Genomic DNA, 17,826 nt, shown 5'->3' with positions numbered 1-17,826 from the left:
TCAGGTATCGACGTGTCCAGTTCCACCCTTTGCTTCCTCACGCAGCAACTGCGTCGCCACCGCCGCACGATCGGCTCCCGGTGGCGGCGCCTGACCGCCGGCCGCCAGGCCCTGCTCACCCTCGCCCATCTACGGATGGGACACACCCATGCCCAGCTCGCCGCCGAATTCGGCATCGGTACCACGACGGCCTACCGCTACGTCACCGAAGCGGTCGAGCTCCTGGCCACGCCACTCTCGCCCCCGGCCTGACCAAAGCGGTGCGGACCGCGTCGATGAAGGCGTACCTGATCCTGGACGGCACCCTCCTGCCGATCGACCGCATCGCCGCGGATCGGCCGTTCTACTCCGGCAAGCACAAGAAGCACGGGATGAACGTGCAGATCCTCGCCAACCCCTTCGGGCGGCTGCTGTGGGCCTCACCAGCCCTGCCCGACGCCGTCCACGACATCCGCGCGGCCCGCGAACACGGCATCGTCGACACCCTCGCCGAGGCAGACATCCCGTGCTGGCCGACAAGGCATACCGAGGCGCCGGCAGCACGGTCCGTATCCCGCGCTGGGGACGGTGGGAGACCCTCTCCACAGGCCAACAAGCGGTCGACCGGTCTCACGCGAAGATCCGAGCCCTCGTCGAGCAGGCCGTCGCCACCCTCAAGTCCTGGCGGCTCCTGCGCAAACTGTGGTGCTCGACCACCCGCGTCACCAACCTCGTCCAAGCCGTCCTCACCCTTCATCTGACCAGCTCAGGGTGAGGATGGAAAAGGCTCAGTGACGAGATCGAGCTGCACTTCCTGCCCTCGTACTCACCCGAGCTCAACCCCGACGAGCTGGTCAACTCCGACCTCAAACAAATCCTTCCCCAACACTCACCGGGCCAGGACCCAGGCGAACTCGCCACTGAAACCCGCAGGTTCTTCCACCGCCGACAGCGTCAGCCCCACGTCGTCACCGGCTAATTCAAAGCCCCGCACATCCGCTACATCCTCGACGAGTGAACCCAATGAGTTTCTGATCAATACCGACCCGTTCCAGCGTCCACAAATCAGTCTCGAAGCCATGGGCCCGGCGCCCTGCCCCAGCGCGATCCGCACCCGCTCGACCTGGGCATCGTCCAGCTTGGGCGGACACCCGGTGGCCGGACGCCGACGCAGCCCGTCGGCACCGCCCTCGTCCCAGACCCGTCTCCACCGCCGCACACTCTCCTCGCTGACACCCAGCATCCGCGCGATCTCGGCACCCGAACGCCCCTGCTCGAACAACTCGGCCGCCCGTACACGACGCGCCTCGGCCAACTGCGGCCGCGTCAAAGGAGGAACAGCTGGCGATGGCTTGAAAGACACGCCACCAGGATCCCACCAACTACGTCATCACGCCCACGGAACTAACGAAAAGATCAGTAGTGATGCGTCTCGGTGGCCGTCTTCGGCGCGGGCAGTTACTACGGCGTCGGCAACACAAGGGAACGTACGGGTCCGACCTGCACTCTTTGTAAGCGGGTCCTGCGCTGCGCATTCAGTTCTTCCGGAGCAAGATCGACGTGGGGCTGGCCCTCGGACCGCTCAGAGGAGGGAGTACGGCGCGCGCGGCATGCATGCCCGTGCATAGCGGGGGGTTGGCGGCGGTCTAGCCGTCGGGAACGTGTCACAGGTTTACCCCCGGAGGCCGTGTCCGATTCGTACAAGACCCGGAGGGCGAGTGCGCCCTAGCGTGCGGCGTATGGACACCACACCCTGTACCGCTCTCGTTCCCCGGTTCGATCTGATCGGGCTCGTCGTCTCCGACATGGCCGCCTCGCTCGCCTTCTACCGGCGGCTCGGGCTGGAGGTTCCCGAGGGGGTCGAGGAGGCGTCGCACGTGGAGGTGGTGCTGCCCGGTGGGGTGCGGTTCGCGTGGGACACCGAGGAGGTGGTCCGGTCCTTCGATCCGGGGTGGACGCGGCCCGGGGGCGGGCACCGGATCGAGCCGGCCTTCCGGTGCGGGGCGCCTGCGGACGTGGACGCGTTGTACGGGGAGCTGGTCGCCGCCGGGTACCGGGGGCACCTGGAGCCCTGGGACGCGGTCTGGGGGCAGCGTTACGCGGTGGTCCTCGATCCGGACGGGGGTGCGGTGTCGTTGTTCGCCGACGAGGCCGTGTAGGCACCGAGCGTCGTGCCCGTGAGCGCGCGGACCTCGCGGGCCAGGTGGGCCTGGTCCGCGCAGCCCGTGCGGGCGGCGGTCTCGGCGTACGGCACGCCGGAGCGGACGAGGGCGAGGGCGCGCTGGAGGCGGAGGATCCGGGCGAGGGTCTTGGGGCCGTAGCCGAAGGCGTCGAGGGAGCGGCGGTGGAGCTGACGGGCGCCGAGCCCGACCGCGTCGGCCGTCTCCGCGACCGGGCGGCCGGCGGCGAGGCGCGCCACGACGGTCCGCAGGAGCGGGTCGGGCGCGGGGGCGTCGGCGGCCCGGAGCCGTACGAACCCCTCCAGGGCCGTGGCCGGGTCGGGGGCTTCCGTGATCCGTTCGCCGGTTCGGCGGGCCTCGGCCCCGGGCCACAGGGCTTCCAGGGGAACCAGGCGGTCGCGCAGTTCGCGGGCCGGGACGCCGAGGACGCGGGGCGCGTCGCCGGGGGCGAAGCGGAGTCCGGCGTACCGGGCGGCGGTGTCCGTCGGCACGTGCGCGCGCGTGTCGGGTCCGGCGACCAGGAGGCGGCCGTCGGCCCAGATGAGGTCCATGCAGCCGTCGGGGAGGATCGGGTGGGCCGAGGCCGCCGGGTCCGTCGTGGCGGTCCACAGGACGGCTCCGGCGAGGCGGGCCGGGCGTTCCTCGTACAACGGTCCTCCCGGTGTCAGTCCTTCTCCCAGCCCGAGTGCAGCCGGGACTTCACGTCGTCCGGGGGGAGGAACTTCGACCAGCGTTCGGGGAACTCGGAGGGCATGTCCGGGTCGTCCTCGTCGACGTCGTCGGCCTCGGCGCGGACGCGGGCGACGAGTTCCGCCGCCTGGACGGCGCGGGCGCGTTCGTTGGCCTCGCGGGCGGCGGCGGTGGCGACGGAGGGCCAGACGCGGTCGATGGCGGCGTTGACGGCGGCGCCGACGAGGACGGCGAAGGCGGAGACGCCGATCCAGAGGAGGACGGCGATGGGGGCGGCGAGCGAGCCGTAGATGGTGGGGCCCTCGACCTGGCTGGTGAGGTAGATGCGCAGCAGGAAGCTGCCGAGGACCCACATGGCGAGCGCGACGAGGGCGCCGGGGATGTCCTCGATCCACGGCGACCTGACGGGCACGGACACGTGGTAGAGCGTGGTGAGGAAGGCGATGGAGAGGAGGATGACGGCCGGCCAGTACAGGACGGAGACGACCTCCGTCCCCCAGGGGATGAGTTCGACGACCCGGTCGGGGCCGACGACGGCCAGGGGCAGCACGACGGCGCCGATGACCAGGGCCACGAGGTAGAGCAGGAAGGCCAGCAGCCGGGTCTTCACGATGCCGCGGTGGCCGTCGAGGCCGTACATGACGGTGATGGTGTCGATGAAGACGTTCACCGCGCGGGAGCCCGACCAGAGGGCGATGGCGAAGCCGAGGGAGATCAGGTCGGGCCGTTTGCCCCGGGTGACGTCGTCCAGGACCGGTTTGGCGATCTCCTCGACGCCCCGGTCGGAGAGGACCGTTCCGGCGGCGCGGAGGATGTTCTCCTGGATGCTGGTGACGGTGTCGGTGTTGGTCCAGTCGTCGGCGTAGCCCAGGAGGGCGATCAGGCCGAGGAGCAGGGGCGGCAGGGACAGCAGGGTGAAGAACGCCGCCTCGGCGGCGAGCCCGAGGATCCGGTACTCGATGCACGAGTTGACGGTGTCCTTGAGGAGCAGCCAGACCATCTTCCGCTTCGAGACGTTGCGGTAGAGGACGCGGGCGCGGTGGAGCTTGCTCCAGGGCCGCCGGTCGGGCCGTTCGGGTGTTTCGCTTGCTGCCTGCACCTGCTTACCGTATCCGCATGGCGCGGACCACCCACACAGTGACCAATCAGCCCCCTCCCCTGGTGGGGTACGACGTCTTCACGGGCGACCGTGCCCTGGTCGAGGCGGTCGAGCGGCACCTCGGTCCGGGGCTGTTCGAGGAGGCCCGGGGGTCGCTCGCGCTGCTCGGCCGGGCGACGGGTTCGGAGCAGGTGCGGGAGTGGGGCGAGCAGGCGAACGAGAACCCGCCCCGCCTGCGGACCCACGACCGCTACGGCCACCGGGTCGACGAGGTCCGCTTCCATCCGGCCTGGCACCGGCTCCTGGGGCGTTCCGTATCGGCCGGTCTGACCGACGCGTGGGACCGGCCGGGCGGGCACGTGCGGCGCGCCGCCGGGTTCCTGGTGGCGACGCAGGCGGAGGCGGGGCACGGCTGCCCGCTGTCGATGACCCACGCGGCGGTGCCCGCGCTGCGGATCGAGCCGGAGCTCGCCGAGGTCTGGGAGCCGGCGGCCCGCTCGCACGTGTACGAGCGGGCGCTGCTGCCGGTCGCGGAGAAGCCGGGCGTGCTGCTCGGGATGGCGATGACGGAGAAGCAGGGCGGCAGCGACGTCCGGGCGAACACGACGGAGGCGAGCCCGCTGGCGGCGGCGGGCGAGTACGTCCTGACCGGGCACAAGTGGTTCTGCTCGGCGCCGATGTCGGACGCCTTCCTGGTCCTCGCGCAGGCCCCGGCGGGGCTCACGTGCTTCCTGGTGCCCCGGGTGCTCGCGGACGGCTCGCGCAACGCGTTCGCGATCCAGCGCCTGAAGGACAAGCTGGGCAACCGGTCGAACGCCTCGGCCGAGGTGGAGTTCGACGGGACGACGTGGGCGCGCCGGATCGGCGAGGAGGGGCGCGGGGTCCGCTCGATCATGGGGATGGTGGCGGCGACCCGGCTCGACTGCGTGCTCGGCTCGGCGGCGCTGATGCGGCAGGCGGTGGCGCAGGCCGTGCACCACTGCGCGTACCGGAGCGCCTTCGGCGGGCCGCTGGCCGAGAAGCCGCTGATGCGGAACGTGCTGGCCGACCTGGCCCTGGAGTCGGAGGCGGCGACGGTCCTCGGGATGCGGCTGGCGGCGGCGTACGACGCGGCGGAGGACGGTGGGGAGGACGCGGCGCGGGAGCGGGCGCTGCTGCGGATCGCGGTGCCGGTGGCGAAGTACTGGGTGACCAAGCGGTGTACGCCGGTGGTGACCGAGGCCCTGGAGTGCCTGGGCGGCAACGGGTACGTGGAGGAGTCCGGGATGCCCCGGCTGCTGCGGGAGTCGCCGCTCAACTCGGTCTGGGAGGGCTCGGGGAACGTGCAGGCCCTGGACGTGGTCCGGGTGCTGCGGACCGAACCGCTCTCGCTGGACGCCTTCCTGCGGGAGGTCGGGGCGGCGCGGGGCGCGGACCACCGGTTCGACCGGGCGGTGCGGGAGCTGCTCGCGGAGCTGGCGGACCTGGACGGGATCGAGGCGCGGGCGCGGCGGCTGGTGGAGCGGATGGCCCTGGTGCTCCAGGGGGCGCTGCTCGTGCGGTGGGCCCCGCCGGAGGTGGCGGACGCGTTCTGCGCGGCGCGGCTCGGCGGGGACGGCGGCGCGGCCTTCGGGACGCTGCCGCACACCCTGGACCTGCGGTCGGTGGTGGAGCGGGCGCGGGTGGAGGTGTAGGGGTCGGGCACGCCCGTATCCGTACGCCCATCTGTACGTGTATCCGTATCCGTATCCGTATCCGTGCGCGTGCGGGCGTCAGGCGCGTCCCCGCGCGCGGGCGCGCGAAAAAGCGGGGGTGGTGCTGCGCCGACACGGCACCACCCGCCGCTCGTCCAAGGCTCGCCCAGGAGGGCGGGTGAGGGCGAGAGTTGCAAAGGGTTGCAGGATTACCCGAACCGGGTCTCGCCGGACGGTCCCGGACGGCACGATGGGCACCGACGCTCCGGACGTCCGCCCCGTGCGGAACCCCGGTCGTCTGCCCTGTGCAGAACCGATACAGCACCCGGGTGGCGGGGAGAGACCGATGAAGAACACGCAGCTCGACATGAAGCGGCTGGCCGCCATGGACGCCGCCCGGGCCACCCGGCTGCTGCACCGGGTGCGCGAGGAGACGCTGGCGGGCCGGACGCCGCCGATCGCGCCCCGTCCGGTCATCGACGCGTCCTGGCAGCGGATGGCCCGGCTCGGCCTCGACCCCGACCAGGGCACCAGCACCGTGCTGCTCCACCGCGACGAGCTGGAGGAGCGGCGCAGGACCACGCTCCTCGCCGAGGTCATGCAGACCCTGACCCGGGGGCTCGCCGGCATCGCCGACGCCTCCCTCCAGATCATGGTGGTCACCGACGAGCACGGCCGGGTGCTGTGGCGGCAGGGGAACTCCGGGGTGCTGCGGCGGGCGAACGGCATCTGCCTGGAGGAGGGCGCGGCCTGGACCGAGCACACGACCGGCACCAACGCGGTCGGCACGGCGCTCGCCCTGGGCCGGGCGGTACAGGTCCACTCCGCCGAGCACTACCTGCACACGCTGCACAACTGGACCTGCGCCGCCGCGCCCGTGCGCGACCCGCGCGACCGGCGGCTCCTGGGGATCCTCGACGTGAGCGGTCCGGCGTCCACCTTCCATCCGGCGATGCTGGCCCTGGTCGACTCGGTGGCGCAGCTCGCCGAGGCCGAGATGCGGGAGCGGCATCGCCGGTCGGTCGAGCGGCTGCGGGCGGTCGCCGCGCCGATCCTGTGCCGGGTGGGCGGCCGGGCCGTCGCGGTGGACGCGCACGGCTGGACGGCGGCGGTGACGGGGCTCGCGCCGGTGGACCGGATCCCGCTGCCCAAGTCCTTCCGTGCCGGGCGGGTCTGGCTGCCCTCGCTCGGGACCTGCGCGGTGGAGCCGCTGCCGGGCGGCTGGCTGCTGCGGGTCGAGGACGGGCCGGGGGCCGGGAAGCCGGACGCGGAGGCGCCGCAGCGGGTGGTCCTCGACCTGAGCCGGCCGCGCCGCTGGACGGTGTCCGTCTCGGGCCCGGCGGGCGGCTGGCAGCAGGAGCTCAGCCCCCGGCACGCCGAGCTGCTCTGCGTCCTGGCGCTGCACCGGGACGGGCGGACGGCGGCGGAGCTGGCCGAGGACGTGTTCGGGGACCGTACGAGGACGGTGACCGTGCGGGCCGAGATGTCCCGGGTGCGCCGGACCCTGGCGGGGGTCCTGGCCCACCGCCCGTACCGCTTCCGCGAGGAGGTGACGGTGGAGGTCCTGCGCCCGGAGCAGCCGGCGGACCTGCTCCCGCACTCGACGGCACCGGCGGTACGGGCGGTACGGGCGAGGGCGGGGCGGCCGGGACGGCCGGGGTGACGTGGGCGGGTGCCGGGCGGGCGGGTGAACGTAGGCGGCTGCCGGGCGGGCGCCTGGCGGCCGGGGTGACGCGCGGGGACCGGGGTGGCGGGTGAGGGTGCGGGGCTGCCGGGGTGACGTGGACGGGTGCCTGGCGGGCCGGTGACGTAGGCGGGTGCCGGGGGGGCGGTGTGACGCGCGGGGTGCGGGTCGCCGGAGTCCGTTCCGTACGGAGGCACCCCCCTGTCCACCATGCGGACACCCGTCTCCCCGCTCCTCCCCCTCCCCCGGGGCCGCTCTGGGAATCTCGTGCTCCGCGTGATGCGATGGCCCCATGAGCATCACTCTCACCACCTGGTCCCTCGAACAGACCTCCCCGTCCGACCTGCGCCCCGCCACCCCGCCGGAGGGCGACGACGTGGCGATCCGGCGCGCCGAGGTGCCGTCGGCGGAGTTCAGCCGCTTCCTCTACACCGCCGTCGGCGGCGACATCCGCTGGTCCGACCGGCTGTCCCTGACGTACAAGCAGTGGCAGGAGATCGTCGAGAGGCCGGGCGCCGAGATCTGGGTGGCGTACGAGAAGGGGACGCCGGCCGGGTACGTGGAGCTGGAGGCCCAGGCCGACGGCGTGGTGGAGATCGTCTACTTCGGCCTGATCCCGGCCTTCCGGGGCCGCCGGATCGGCGGTCACCTGCTGTCGTACGCGACGGCCCGCGCCTGGGACCTGGCCGACCGCTGGCCCGGCCGGGAGGCGACGGAGCGCGTCTGGCTGCACACCTGCTCGCTCGACGGCCCGCACGCCATGGCCAACTACGAGCGGCGCGGCTTCCGGCTGTTCGACACCAAGGTGGAGCAGGCCGAGGAGAGCGAGACGCCCGGCCCGTGGCCCGGCGCGTACGCCTGAGGACAGCCGCCCGAGACCGGTCGCCGGAAGGGGTTCGGGGAGGGGGTCCGGAGGGCCTCCCCCGGGCCCCTTCCGCGTGACGCAGCACACACCATCTCGTTCTACGAGACGACAATGTCCAAATGATGGACGATGCTGGACTGGTTCCAAAGTCCCGTGACACGCTTCCGCCATGTCTGGAACTGGAATTGCCTTGGTGAGTCGGCGGCACGTCGACCTCGGCCGCATGTCCAGCGCCATCTGTCCGGCGCGCTGAGGGAACCAGCACCGCCGCGATCACCCTTTCCACCCGACTCTGCCCCATCCTGCTGCGCACTGCCGCGCCACCCTCCGACCCGAGCGCGAGTGTGCAGGTCAGAGCCGCCCTCTCGCAGTCCCGAAGGACGAAACGCCATGGCCGCCACCCCGGAAAACCACGCCCCCGCCGCCGCCCGCCGCAAGGTCGGACGCCACCGCGGCGAGGGTCAGTGGGCCGTGGGGCACTTCACCCCCCTGAACGGCAATGAGCAGTTCAAGAAGGACGACGACGGTCTCAATGTGCGGACACGTATTGAGACGGTCTACTCGAAGCGCGGCTTCGACTCCATCGACCCCAACGACCTGCGCGGACGGATGCGCTGGTGGGGCCTCTACACCCAGCGCAAGCAGGGTCTGGACGGCACCAAGACCGGCGTCCTGGAGCCGGAGGAGCTGGACGACGAGTACTTCATGCTCCGGGTCCGCATCGACGGCGGCCGGCTGACCACCGAGCAGCTGCGGGTCGTCGGCGAGATCTCCGAGGAGTTCGCCCGGGGCACCGCCGACATCACGGACCGGCAGAACGTCCAGTACCACTGGATCCGCATCGAGGACGTCCCCGAGATCTGGAACCGCCTGGAGGCGGTCGGCCTGTCCACCACCGAGGCCTGCGGCGACACCCCGCGCGTCATCCTCGGCTCCCCCGTCGCCGGCATCGCCGCCGACGAGATCATCGACGGCACGCCCGCCATCGAGGAGATCTACCGCCGCATCGTCGGCAACAAGGACTTCTCGAACCTGCCCCGCAAGTTCAAGTCGGCGGTCTCCGGCTCGCCGCTGCTCGACGTGGCGCACGAGATCAACGACATCGCCTTCGTCGGCGTGCACCACCCGGAGCACGGCCCCGGCTTCGACGTGTGGGTCGGCGGCGGCCTGTCCACCAACCCCAAGCTCGGCGTCCGCCTCGGCACCTGGGTCTCCCTCGACGAGGTCCCCGACGTGTACGAGGGCGTCATCTCGATCTTCCGCGACTACGGCTACCGGCGGCTGCGCAACCGCGCCCGCCTGAAGTTCCTCGTCGCCGACTGGGGCCCGGAGAAGTTCCGTCAGGTCCTGGAGGACGAGTACCTGAAGCGGAAGCTGACGGACGGTCCGGCCCCCGAGCAGCCCGCCGGCCGCTGGCGCGACCACGTCGGCGTCCACCGGCAGAAGGACGGCCGGTTCTACGTCGGCTTCGCGCCCCGCGTCGGCCGCGTCGACGGCGCCACCCTGACGAAGATCGCCGAGGTCGCCGAGGCGCACGGCTCCGGCCGGGTCCGCACCACCGCCGAGCAGAAGATGCTCGTCCTGGACATCGAGGAGAACCAGGTCGACTCGCTCGTCGCCGCCCTGGAGGCGCTCGACCTGCGGGTCACCCCCTCGCCCTTCCGGCGCGGCACGATGGCCTGCACCGGCATCGAGTTCTGCAAGCTGGCGATCGTCGAGACGAAGGGCCGCGGCTCCTCGCTCATCGACGAACTGGAGCGCCGGATCCCGGAGTTCGACGAGCCGCTGACCATCAACATCAACGGCTGCCCGAACGCCTGCGCCCGCATCCAGGTCGCGGACATCGGCCTCAAGGGCCAGCTCGTCCTGGACGACGCGGGCAACCGCGTCGAGGGCTACCAGGTGCACCTGGGCGGCGCGCTCGGCCTGGAGGCCGGCTTCGGCCGCAAGGTCCGCGGCCTCAAGGTCACCGCGGCCGAACTCCCCGACTACGTGGAGCGGGTCCTCAAGCGCTTCCAGGCGGAGCGCGAGACCGGCGAGCGCTTCGCGACCTGGGCGGCCCGCGCCTCCGAGGAGGCGCTGTCATGAGCGAGCGCGCCGCACCGTTCTTCTGCCCCTACTGCGGCGACGAGGACCTGCGTCCCAACGAGCAGGGTCACGGCGCCTGGGAGTGCGCCGCGTGCAGCCGGGCCTTCCAGCTGAAGTTCCTGGGGCTGCTCGCCCCGGGCACTCCGGCCAACCCTTCTGGAAGGGACGGGATATGACGATCGCTCAGGACGTCACCGCAGCCGACCTCAAGGCACTCGCCGAACGGGCCGGCCGCGAGCTGGAGGACGCCCCCGCGACGGAGATCCTCCGCTGGGCCGTCGACGCCTTCGGCGAGCGCTTCTGCGTCACCTCCTCCATGGAGGACGCGGTCGTCGCCCACCTCGCCTCCCGGGTCCGCCCCGGCGTGGACGTCGTCTTCCTCGACACGGGCTACCACTTCGAGGAGACCATCGGCACCCGTGACGCCGTGGACGCCGTCATGGACGTCAACGTCATCACCCTGACGCCCCGTCAGACGGTGGCCGAGCAGGACGCCGAGTACGGTCCGAAGCTGCACGACCGCGACCCCGACCGGTGCTGCGCGCTGCGCAAGGTCGCCCCCCTCGAAGAGGGCCTGACCTCGTACCGCGCGTGGGCCACCGGACTGCGCCGCGACGAGTCCCCGACCCGGGCGAACACCCCGGTCGTCGGCTGGGACGAGAAGCGCCGCAAGGTGAAGGTCTCGCCCATCGCCCGCTGGACCCAGGACGACGTCGACGCGTACGTCACGGAGCACGGCGTCCTCACCAATCCGCTCCTCATGGACGGGTACGCCTCCGTCGGCTGCGCCCCCTGCACCCGCCGCGTCCTGGAGGGCGAGGACGCCCGCGCCGGACGCTGGGCGGGCCGCGCCAAGACCGAGTGCGGGCTGCACGGCTGATGACCACGACCCCCCACCCCCCTTCACAGACCTCCCGGGAGAACCACGTGACCGGTGCCACCATCTGGCTCACCGGCCTGCCGAGCGCCGGCAAGACGACCATCGCGTACGAGCTGGCCGGACGGCTGCGCGGCGAGGGCCACCGCGTCGAGGTCCTCGACGGCGACGAGATCCGCGAGTTCCTCTCGGCGGGCCTCGGCTTCAGCCGCGAGGACCGGCACACCAACGTGCAGCGGATCGGCTTCGTCGCCGAGCTGCTCGCCTCGCACGGCGTGAAGGTCCTGGTGCCGGTCATCGCCCCGTACGCCGACAGCCGCGAGGCCGTCCGCAAGCGGCACCACGCCGAGGGCACCGCCTTCGTCGAGGTGCACGTGGCCACCCCCGTCGAGGTCTGCTCCGTCCGCGACGTGAAGGGCCTGTACGCCAAGCAGGCGGCGGGCGAGATCAGCGGCCTCACCGGGGTCGACGACCCCTACGAGGCCCCCGAGGCGCCCGACCTGCGGATCGAGTCCCAGAACCAGACCGTGCAGGAGTCCGCGGCGCAGCTCCACGCGCTGCTCACCGAGAAGGGTCTGCTGTGACCACTGTCGCCCACGTCCACGACACGACCGACGGCTCGTTCGCGCTGTCGCACCTGGACTCGTTGGAGTCCGAGGCGGTGCACATCTTCCGTGAGGTGGCGGGGGAGTTCGAGCGGCCGGTGATCCTGTTCTCCGGTGGCAAGGACTCCATCGTCATGCTGCACCTGGCCCTGAAGGCGTTCGCGCCGGCCCCGGTGCCCTTCACGCTGCTGCACGTCGACACCGGGCACAACTTCCCCGAGGTCATCGACTACCGCGACCGCACCGTCGCAAAGCACGGCCTGCGCCTCCACGTCGCCTCGGTGCAGGAGTACATCGACGCCGGGACCCTGCGCGAGCGCCCCGACGGCACCCGCAACCCGCTGCAGACCGTTCCGCTGACCGAGGCCATCCAGCGTCACCGGTTCGACGCGGTCTTCGGCGGCGGACGCCGCGACGAGGAGAAGGCCCGGGCCAAGGAACGCGTCTTCTCGCTGCGCGACGAGTTCTCCCAGTGGGACCCGCGCCGCCAGCGCCCCGAGCTGTGGCAGCTCTACAACGGCCGCCACGCCCCCGGCGAACACGTCCGCGTCTTCCCGCTGTCCAACTGGACCGAGCTGGACGTGTGGCAGTACATCCAGCGCGAGGGGATCGAGCTCCCGGAGATCTACTTCGCCCACGAGCGCGAGGTGTTCGCCCGCAACGGCATGTGGCTCACCGCCGGTGACTGGGGCGGTCCGAAGGAGGGCGAGACGGTTCAGACCCGTCTGATCCGTTACCGGACGGTGGGGGACATGTCCTGCACCGGTGCGGTGGACTCCGACGCCACCACGCTGGACGCGGTGATCACGGAGATCGCCGCCTCCCGGCTCACCGAACGGGGCGCCACCCGCGCCGACGACAAGATGTCCGAGGCCGCGATGGAAGACCGCAAGCGCGAAGGGTACTTCTAATGAGCACGTCCACCGAGCAGCCGGCCGACCTGACGGCGGCCACCACCCTGCTGCGCTTCGCGACCGCCGGTTCCGTCGACGACGGCAAGTCCACCCTGGTGGGCCGGCTGCTGCACGACTCCAAGTCGGTCCTCGCCGACCAGCTGGAGGCCGTGGAGCACGCCTCGCGCTCCCGTGGCCAGGAGGCGCCGGACCTGGCGCTGCTCACCGACGGTCTGCGGGCCGAGCGGGAGCAGGGCATCACCATCGACGTGGCCTACCGCTACTTCGCCACCGCACGGCGCCGGTTCATCCTCGCCGACACCCCCGGCCACGTGCAGTACACCCGCAACATGGTCACCGGCGCCTCCACCGCCGAACTCGCCGTCGTCCTCGTCGACGCCCGCAACGGCGTCGTCGAACAAACCCGCCGCCACGCCGCCGTCGCCGCCCTCCTCCGCGTCCCCCACGTCGTCCTCGCCGTCAACAAAATGGACCTCGTCGACTACGCCGAACCCGTCTTCGCCACCATCGCCGAAGAGTTCACCACCTACGCCACCGAACTCGGCGTCCCCGAGATCACCGCGATCCCCATCTCCGCACTCGCCGGGGACAACGTCGTGGAGCCGTCGGCGAACATGGACTGGTACGGCGGTCCGACGGTCCTGGAGCACCTGGAGACGGTCCCGGTCAGCCACGACCTGACGGCCTGCCACGCCCGCTTCCCGGTGCAGTACGTGATCCGGCCGCAGACCGCCGAGCACCCCGACTACCGGGGCTACGCCGGGCAGATCGCCGCCGGCGCCTTCCGGGTCGGCGAGGAGGTCACCGTACTGCCGTCCGGGAAGACCTCCACGATCACGGCGATCGACGCGCTCGGCGAGGCCGTCGACATCGCGTGGGCGCCGCAGTCGGTGACGATCCGGCTCGCGGACGACATCGACATCTCCCGCGGCGACCTGATCGCCCCGGCCGGGGACGCCCCGGCCACCAGCCAGGACGTCGAGGCGACGGTCTGCCACGTGGCGGACCAGCCGCTCGCGGTAGGCCGGCGGGTCCTGCTCAAGCACACCACCCGTACGGTCAAGGCGATCGTCAAGGACATCCCCTCGCGGCTGACCCTGGACGACCTCTCCCAGCACCCGAACCCCGGGCAGCTGGTCGCCAACGACATCGGCCGGGTCGTGGTCCGCACCGCCGAGCCGCTCGCGCTCGACGCGTACGCGGACTCCCGCCGCACCGGTTCGTTCCTGCTGATCGACCCGGCCGACGGCACCACCCTCGCGGCCGGCATGGCGGGCGAGTCCTTCGCCACCGCCAAGGCCGTCGTGAGCGTCGAAGACGAGGAAGGATGGGACTTCTGATGATCCAGGACGTCTACGCCACCTTCGCCAAGGAGGGCGGCCGGGTGGGCTCCGGCGCCCTCGGCGCGGGCCGGGGAGGTGTCGCACGATGTGCGTGCTGACCTCGGTGCGCCGCGCGAGCGGTGCGACACGGCTCCACCCGCTCCACCCCGTACGTGACAGACACAGACACAGACTTCGAAGACGCTGAATCGAGGGGAACACCTCCCGTGCCTTCCACCACCCGTACCACCCCGCGCCGCGGCCTGCTCGCCGCCGCCGCCCTGCCCCTGCTGATCGGCGCACTCGCCTCCTGCGGCTACGGTTCCGACGCGACGAAGGAAGAGCCCGCCGACAAGAAGGCCCCGGCCGCCGCCGACGCGAAGAAGCTCTCCGCCTCCGAGGTACGGATCGGCTACTTCCCGAACCTGACGCACGCCACCGCGCTGATCGGCGTCCAGGACGGCCTCATCCAGAAGGAGCTGGGCGGCACGACGCTGAAGCCCCAGACCTTCAACGCCGGCCCGTCCGAGATCGAGGCGCTCAACGGCGGCTCCCTCGACATCGGCTTCATCGGCCCCTCGCCCTCCATCAACGCGTACGTCAAGTCCAAGGGCAAGAACCTGCGGATCGTCTCCGGCTCCGCCTCGGGCGGCGTGAAGCTGGTGGTGAACCCGGACAAGATCAAGACCCTGGACGACCTCAAGGGCAAGAAGATCGCCACCCCGCAGAAGGGGAACACGCAGGACGTCGCGCTCCTCAACTGGATCTCCGAGAAGGGCTGGAAGGTCGACCCGGAGTCCGGCAAGGGTGACGTCTCGGTCGTCCGCACGGACAACAAGGTCACCCCGGACGCCTTCAAGTCCGGTTCGATCGACGGCGCGTGGGTGCCGGAGCCGACCGCGTCCAAGCTGGTCTCCCAGGGCGGATCCGTCCTCCTGGACGAGACCACCCTGTGGCCCGACAAGAAGTTCGTGATCACGAACATCATCGTGTCGCAGAAGTTCCTCGCGGAGCACCCGGACGTCGTCGAGGCCGTCCTCAAGGGGACGGTGAAGACCAACGAGTGGATCAACGCCAACCCGGACAAGGCCAAGGAGTCGGCCAACGCGGCTCTGAAGAGCCTCAGCGGCAAGGCCCTGGACGCCAAGGTCATCGACCCGGCGTGGCCCAGCATCGCGATCACCAACGACCCGCTGGCCGCGACGCTGAAGACCCAGTCCGAGTGGGCGGTCAAGGCCGGGCTCATCAAGCAGCCCGACCTGGCCGGCATCTACGACCTGACGCTCCTCAACAAGGTGCTGAAGGCCGCAGGTCAGCCCGAGGTCTCCGACGCCGGTCTCGGCGTCAAGTAACCGCAGGCGAATCCACGAACCCCAGGAGGTGACGACCATGGCCACGACACTCGCCAAGGCGGCCGAGGACACGGCGGCGGAGCGGACGCACGCCGCCCGGATCGAGCACGTCTCGAAGTCCTTCTCCGGCCCGGCCGGTAACCAGCTCGTCCTGGACGACGTCACCCTCGACGTCGCGCCCGGCGAGTTCGTCACCATCCTGGGGGCCTCGGGGTGCGGCAAGTCCACCCTGCTGAACCTGGTCGCGGGCCTCGACCGGCCGACCCAGGGGTCCATCGAGACCCCGGGCGGCCGGCCGGCCCTGATGTTCCAGGAGCACGCCCTCTTCCCGTGGCTGACCGCGGGCAAGAACATCGAACTCGCCCTGCGGCTGCGCGGGGTGCCCCGGGCGGAGCGCAGGCCGGAGGCCGAGCGGCTGCTCGAACTGGTCCGGCTCGGCGGCGCGTACGGCAAGCGGGTGCACGAGCTGTCCGGCGGCATGAGGCAGCGGGTGGCCCTCGCCCGGGCGCTCGCCCAGGACAGCCAACTGCTCCTGATGGACGAGCCGTTCGCGGCCCTGGACGCCATCACGCGCGACGTGCTGCACGGCGAGCTGACCCGCATCTGGGAAGAGACCAGTCTCTCCGTCCTCTTCGTCACCCACAACGTGCGCGAGGCCGTCCGCCTCGCCCAGCGCGTGGTCCTGCTCTCCTCCCGGCCCGGCCGGGTGGCCAAGGAGTGGACCGTGGACATCCCGCAGCCGCGCCGCATCGAGGACGCGGACGTGGCCGAGCTGTCCGTCGAGATCACTGAACACCTGCGTGGGGAGATCCGCCGCCATGGCCAGCACTGACACCGCCGCGGCGGTCAAGAAGGACGACCTCGCCGGTCTGGAAGCCGGGCTCGACGCCCTGGACGCGGTCGAGATCCGCCGCACCCCGGTCCGCGAGGTCCTCGTCAAGAAGGTCCTCCCGCCCACCCTCGCCGTCGCCCTGGTCCTCGCCGTCTGGCAGGTCCTCGTCTCCGCCGGGATCACCGAGGAGACCAAGCTGCCCGCGCCGTCCGCGGTGTGGGACGGCCTGACCGACATGTGGCTCCAGGGCACCCTCCTGGAAGTCATCTGGACCAGCGTGTCCCGGGGCCTGGCCGGCTTCCTGCTGGCCCTGGCCATCGGCACCCCGCTGGGCCTGCTCGTGGCCCGGGTGAAGTTCGTGCGCGCCGCGATCGGCCCGATCCTGTCCGGTCTGCAGTCGCTGCCCTCGGTGGCGTGGGTGCCGCCGGCCGTGCTCTGGTTCGGCCTGAACGACGCGATGATGTTCACCGTCATCCTGCTCGGCGCCGTCCCGTCCATCGCCAACGGTCTGGTCTCCGGCGTGGACCAGGTCCCGCCGCTGTTCCTGCGGGCCGGCCGCACCATGGGCGCCACCGGCCTCAAGGGCACCTGGCACGTGGTCCTCCCGGCCGCGCTGCCCGGCTACCTGGCGGGCCTGAAGCAGGGCTGGGCGTTCTCCTGGCGCTCGCTGATGGCCGCCGAGATCATCGCCTCCTCGCCGGACCTGGGCCTCGGCCTGGGCCAGCTCCTGGAGAACGGCCGGAACAACATCGACCTGCCCGGCGTGTTCCTGGCGATCCTGCTGATCCTGGTCGTCGGCATCGCGATCGACCTGCTGATCTTCAGTCCGCTGGAGCGGTGGGTGCTCCGCAGCCGCGGCCTGCTCGTGAAGTGAAGTGAGCCGAACCACCATGAACCGCCCCGTCCTCCTCGTGATCGCCCACGGCAGCCGCGACCCGCGGCACGCCGCCACCGTCCAGGCGCTGGTGCGCCGGGCCGGTGCGCTGCGGCCGGGACTGCGCGTGGAGACGGCGTTCCTGGACTTCAACCTGCCGTCGGTGACGGGGGTCCTCGACCGGCTCGCCGCCGAGGGGATCCGGGACGTGGTGGCGCTGCCGCTGCTCCTGACCCGGGCCTTCCACGCGAAGGCGGACGTGCCGGCCGTCCTGCGGCAGGCCCCCGCCTCGCTGCGGATCCGGCAGGCGGAGGTCCTGGGACCGTCGCCGCTGCTCATCGCGGCGGTGGAACGGCGGCTGTACGAGGCCGGGCTCGCGCCCGGCGACAAGAGCGCGACCGGGGTCGTCCTGGCCTCGGCGGGCTCCACCGACCCGGAGGCGATCGCGGTGATCGCAGAAACGGCGCGGGAGCTGCGGCGCACCGGTTGGTGCTCCGTGCGGCCCGCGTTCGCCTCCGCATCCCTTCCGCGCACGGAGGACGCCGTACGGGCCCTGCGCGCCGAGCCGGGCGTCCGGCGGGTGGCCGTCGCCCCGTACGTGATCGCGCCGGGGCGCCTCCCGGACCGGATCGCCGCGGGAGCGGCGGAGGCGGACGTCCTGGCCGACGTCCTGGGCCCCTCCCCCGAGCTGGCCCGGCTGCTGCTCGCCCGGTACGACGGCGCGGCGCGGGCGGCGGAACGGGTGACGGCGGCGGCCGTCTGACTTTCCGGCACCTCTCCCCACCCCGCATC

The 17,826-nt window shown here is 71.9% G+C and carries 19 protein-coding genes and 2 pseudogenes; 18 read left to right on the top strand and 3 right to left on the bottom strand.

The window, feature by feature from the left end:
* Window positions 1-12: 12 nt before the first annotated feature.
* From ACIQVI_RS00930 to ACIQVI_RS00920, 3 genes and pseudogenes are all read left to right on the top strand, one after another.
* The gene (locus tag ACIQVI_RS00930) at window positions 13-252 is read left to right on the top strand and encodes a transposase family protein (protein ID WP_403589673.1); all 240 of its coding nucleotides are present in this window, start codon (window positions 13-15) and stop codon (window positions 250-252) included.
* A 23-nt stretch (window positions 253-275) separates the two neighbouring features.
* A pseudogene (locus ACIQVI_RS00925) lies at window positions 276-754 on the top strand (transposase family protein).
* Between the two features lie 18 nt (window positions 755-772).
* Window positions 773-958: pseudogene (locus ACIQVI_RS00920) on the top strand (transposase); the annotation flags it as partial.
* On the opposite strand, the gene ACIQVI_RS00915 reads toward ACIQVI_RS00920, so the two are convergent.
* Window positions 869-1,342 carry a transposase gene (locus ACIQVI_RS00915; RefSeq protein WP_403589671.1) on the bottom strand — a complete coding sequence of 158 codons (474 nt, stop codon included), beginning with the start codon at window positions 1,340-1,342 and terminating at the stop codon, window positions 869-871. The pseudogene ACIQVI_RS00920 and the gene ACIQVI_RS00915 overlap by 90 nt on opposite strands.
* 376 nt (window positions 1,343-1,718) lie before the next feature.
* Here ACIQVI_RS00915 and ACIQVI_RS00910 point away from each other — a divergent pair, with 376 nt between their 5' ends.
* Window positions 1,719-2,138 (top strand): VOC family protein, encoded by a 420-nt coding sequence (locus ACIQVI_RS00910; protein WP_403589669.1) that lies wholly within the window; start codon window positions 1,719-1,721, stop codon window positions 2,136-2,138.
* Here ACIQVI_RS00910 and ACIQVI_RS00905 read toward each other — a convergent pair.
* Together ACIQVI_RS00905 and ACIQVI_RS00900 are read right to left on the bottom strand one after the other, a co-directional pair.
* On the bottom strand, window positions 2,075-2,809 hold the full coding sequence (locus ACIQVI_RS00905; protein ID WP_403589667.1) for a helix-turn-helix domain-containing protein: 735 nt from the start codon (window positions 2,807-2,809) through the stop codon (window positions 2,075-2,077). The genes ACIQVI_RS00910 and ACIQVI_RS00905 overlap by 64 nt on opposite strands.
* Window positions 2,810-2,823: 14 nt before the next feature.
* Window positions 2,824-3,948: a YihY/virulence factor BrkB family protein gene (locus ACIQVI_RS00900; RefSeq protein ID WP_351973184.1), complete on the bottom strand. Its 1,125-nt coding sequence runs from the start codon at window positions 3,946-3,948 to the stop codon at window positions 2,824-2,826.
* Between the two features lie 17 nt (window positions 3,949-3,965).
* Here ACIQVI_RS00900 and ACIQVI_RS00895 point away from each other — a divergent pair, with 17 nt between their 5' ends.
* The 14 genes from ACIQVI_RS00895 (at window position 3,966) to ACIQVI_RS00830 (ending at window position 17,797) form a co-directional block, all read left to right on the top strand.
* A complete protein-coding gene (locus ACIQVI_RS00895; protein WP_403589664.1) occupies window positions 3,966-5,621 on the top strand; it encodes an acyl-CoA dehydrogenase family protein in 1,656 nt (551 codons plus the stop codon).
* Between the two features lie 346 nt (window positions 5,622-5,967).
* Window positions 5,968-7,284, top strand: a complete 1,317-nt coding sequence (locus ACIQVI_RS00890) for a GAF domain-containing protein (protein WP_403589662.1) — start codon at window positions 5,968-5,970, stop codon at window positions 7,282-7,284.
* Window positions 7,285-7,597: 313 nt separating this feature from the next.
* Window positions 7,598-8,167 (top strand): GNAT family N-acetyltransferase, encoded by a 570-nt coding sequence (locus ACIQVI_RS00885; RefSeq protein ID WP_351973187.1) that lies wholly within the window; start codon window positions 7,598-7,600, stop codon window positions 8,165-8,167.
* 172 nt (window positions 8,168-8,339) lie between these two features.
* Window positions 8,340-8,423, top strand: coding sequence for a putative leader peptide (locus tag ACIQVI_RS00880; protein ID WP_310591794.1), 84 nt, complete (start codon window positions 8,340-8,342; stop codon window positions 8,421-8,423).
* 137 nt (window positions 8,424-8,560) lie between these two features.
* Window positions 8,561-10,258: a nitrite/sulfite reductase gene (locus tag ACIQVI_RS00875; RefSeq protein WP_403589660.1), complete on the top strand. Its 1,698-nt coding sequence runs from the start codon at window positions 8,561-8,563 to the stop codon at window positions 10,256-10,258.
* The gene (locus ACIQVI_RS00870) at window positions 10,255-10,434 is read left to right on the top strand and encodes a hypothetical protein (protein ID WP_351973524.1); all 180 of its coding nucleotides are present in this window, start codon (window positions 10,255-10,257) and stop codon (window positions 10,432-10,434) included. Before ACIQVI_RS00875 ends, ACIQVI_RS00870 begins: the two co-directional genes overlap by 4 nt.
* Window positions 10,431-11,138, top strand: coding sequence for a phosphoadenylyl-sulfate reductase (locus tag ACIQVI_RS00865; protein WP_403589658.1), 708 nt, complete (start codon window positions 10,431-10,433; stop codon window positions 11,136-11,138). The genes ACIQVI_RS00870 and ACIQVI_RS00865 overlap by 4 nt, the downstream gene beginning before the upstream one ends.
* Window positions 11,138-11,719 (top strand): adenylyl-sulfate kinase, encoded by a 582-nt coding sequence (gene cysC, locus ACIQVI_RS00860; RefSeq protein ID WP_161373340.1) that lies wholly within the window; start codon window positions 11,138-11,140, stop codon window positions 11,717-11,719. The genes ACIQVI_RS00865 and cysC overlap by 1 nt, the downstream gene beginning before the upstream one ends.
* The gene (cysD, locus tag ACIQVI_RS00855) at window positions 11,716-12,651 is read left to right on the top strand and encodes a sulfate adenylyltransferase subunit CysD (protein ID WP_403589656.1); all 936 of its coding nucleotides are present in this window, start codon (window positions 11,716-11,718) and stop codon (window positions 12,649-12,651) included. Before cysC ends, cysD begins: the two co-directional genes overlap by 4 nt.
* Window positions 12,651-13,994 (top strand): sulfate adenylyltransferase subunit 1, encoded by a 1,344-nt coding sequence (locus ACIQVI_RS00850; RefSeq protein WP_403589654.1) that lies wholly within the window; start codon window positions 12,651-12,653, stop codon window positions 13,992-13,994. The genes cysD and ACIQVI_RS00850 overlap by 1 nt, the downstream gene beginning before the upstream one ends.
* A 209-nt stretch (window positions 13,995-14,203) precedes the next feature.
* Window positions 14,204-15,328 carry an aliphatic sulfonate ABC transporter substrate-binding protein gene (locus ACIQVI_RS00845; RefSeq protein WP_351971706.1) on the top strand — a complete coding sequence of 375 codons (1,125 nt, stop codon included), beginning with the start codon at window positions 14,204-14,206 and terminating at the stop codon, window positions 15,326-15,328.
* Between the two features lie 37 nt (window positions 15,329-15,365).
* Window positions 15,366-16,160 carry an ABC transporter ATP-binding protein gene (locus ACIQVI_RS00840; protein ID WP_403589652.1) on the top strand — a complete coding sequence of 265 codons (795 nt, stop codon included), beginning with the start codon at window positions 15,366-15,368 and terminating at the stop codon, window positions 16,158-16,160.
* Entirely contained in the window at window positions 16,147-17,034 is an 888-nt protein-coding gene (locus tag ACIQVI_RS00835; RefSeq protein ID WP_351971704.1) for an ABC transporter permease, read from the top strand. The genes ACIQVI_RS00840 and ACIQVI_RS00835 overlap by 14 nt, the downstream gene beginning before the upstream one ends.
* A 16-nt stretch (window positions 17,035-17,050) precedes the next feature.
* Complete coding sequence (locus ACIQVI_RS00830; protein ID WP_403589650.1) at window positions 17,051-17,797, top strand: sirohydrochlorin chelatase; 747 nt, start codon at window positions 17,051-17,053, stop codon at window positions 17,795-17,797.
* The last annotated feature ends 29 nt before the right edge of the window (window positions 17,798-17,826 follow it).

Source organism: Streptomyces sp. NPDC098101 (assembly GCF_044760185.1).
Classification (GTDB): Bacteria; Actinomycetota; Actinomycetes; order Streptomycetales; family Streptomycetaceae; genus Streptomyces.
The sequence above is the reverse complement of the archived record's forward strand: the minus strand, read 5'-3'. Positions and strand labels throughout refer to the sequence as shown.

Excerpts from the sequence above, each read along its gene's own strand:
- cysC (WP_161373340.1), top strand. The coding sequence starts at position 11,138 with ATGACCACGACCCCCCACCCCCCTTCACAGACCTCCCGGGAGAACCAC.
- ACIQVI_RS00895 (WP_403589664.1), top strand. The coding sequence starts at position 3,966 with ATGGCGCGGACCACCCACACAGTGACCAATCAGCCCCCTCCCCTGGTG.
- ACIQVI_RS00890 (WP_403589662.1), top strand. The coding sequence starts at position 5,968 with ATGAAGAACACGCAGCTCGACATGAAGCGGCTGGCCGCCATGGACGCC.
- ACIQVI_RS00850 (WP_403589654.1), top strand. The coding sequence starts at position 12,651 with ATGAGCACGTCCACCGAGCAGCCGGCCGACCTGACGGCGGCCACCACC.
- ACIQVI_RS00830 (WP_403589650.1), top strand. The coding sequence starts at position 17,051 with ATGAACCGCCCCGTCCTCCTCGTGATCGCCCACGGCAGCCGCGACCCG.
- ACIQVI_RS00880 (WP_310591794.1), top strand. The coding sequence starts at position 8,340 with ATGTCTGGAACTGGAATTGCCTTGGTGAGTCGGCGGCACGTCGACCTC.
- ACIQVI_RS00885 (WP_351973187.1), top strand. The coding sequence starts at position 7,598 with ATGAGCATCACTCTCACCACCTGGTCCCTCGAACAGACCTCCCCGTCC.
- ACIQVI_RS00840 (WP_403589652.1), top strand. The coding sequence starts at position 15,366 with ATGGCCACGACACTCGCCAAGGCGGCCGAGGACACGGCGGCGGAGCGG.
- ACIQVI_RS00910 (WP_403589669.1), top strand. The coding sequence starts at position 1,719 with ATGGACACCACACCCTGTACCGCTCTCGTTCCCCGGTTCGATCTGATC.
- ACIQVI_RS00870 (WP_351973524.1), top strand. The coding sequence starts at position 10,255 with ATGAGCGAGCGCGCCGCACCGTTCTTCTGCCCCTACTGCGGCGACGAG.
- ACIQVI_RS00875 (WP_403589660.1), top strand. The coding sequence starts at position 8,561 with ATGGCCGCCACCCCGGAAAACCACGCCCCCGCCGCCGCCCGCCGCAAG.
- ACIQVI_RS00835 (WP_351971704.1), top strand. The coding sequence starts at position 16,147 with ATGGCCAGCACTGACACCGCCGCGGCGGTCAAGAAGGACGACCTCGCC.
- ACIQVI_RS00865 (WP_403589658.1), top strand. The coding sequence starts at position 10,431 with ATGACGATCGCTCAGGACGTCACCGCAGCCGACCTCAAGGCACTCGCC.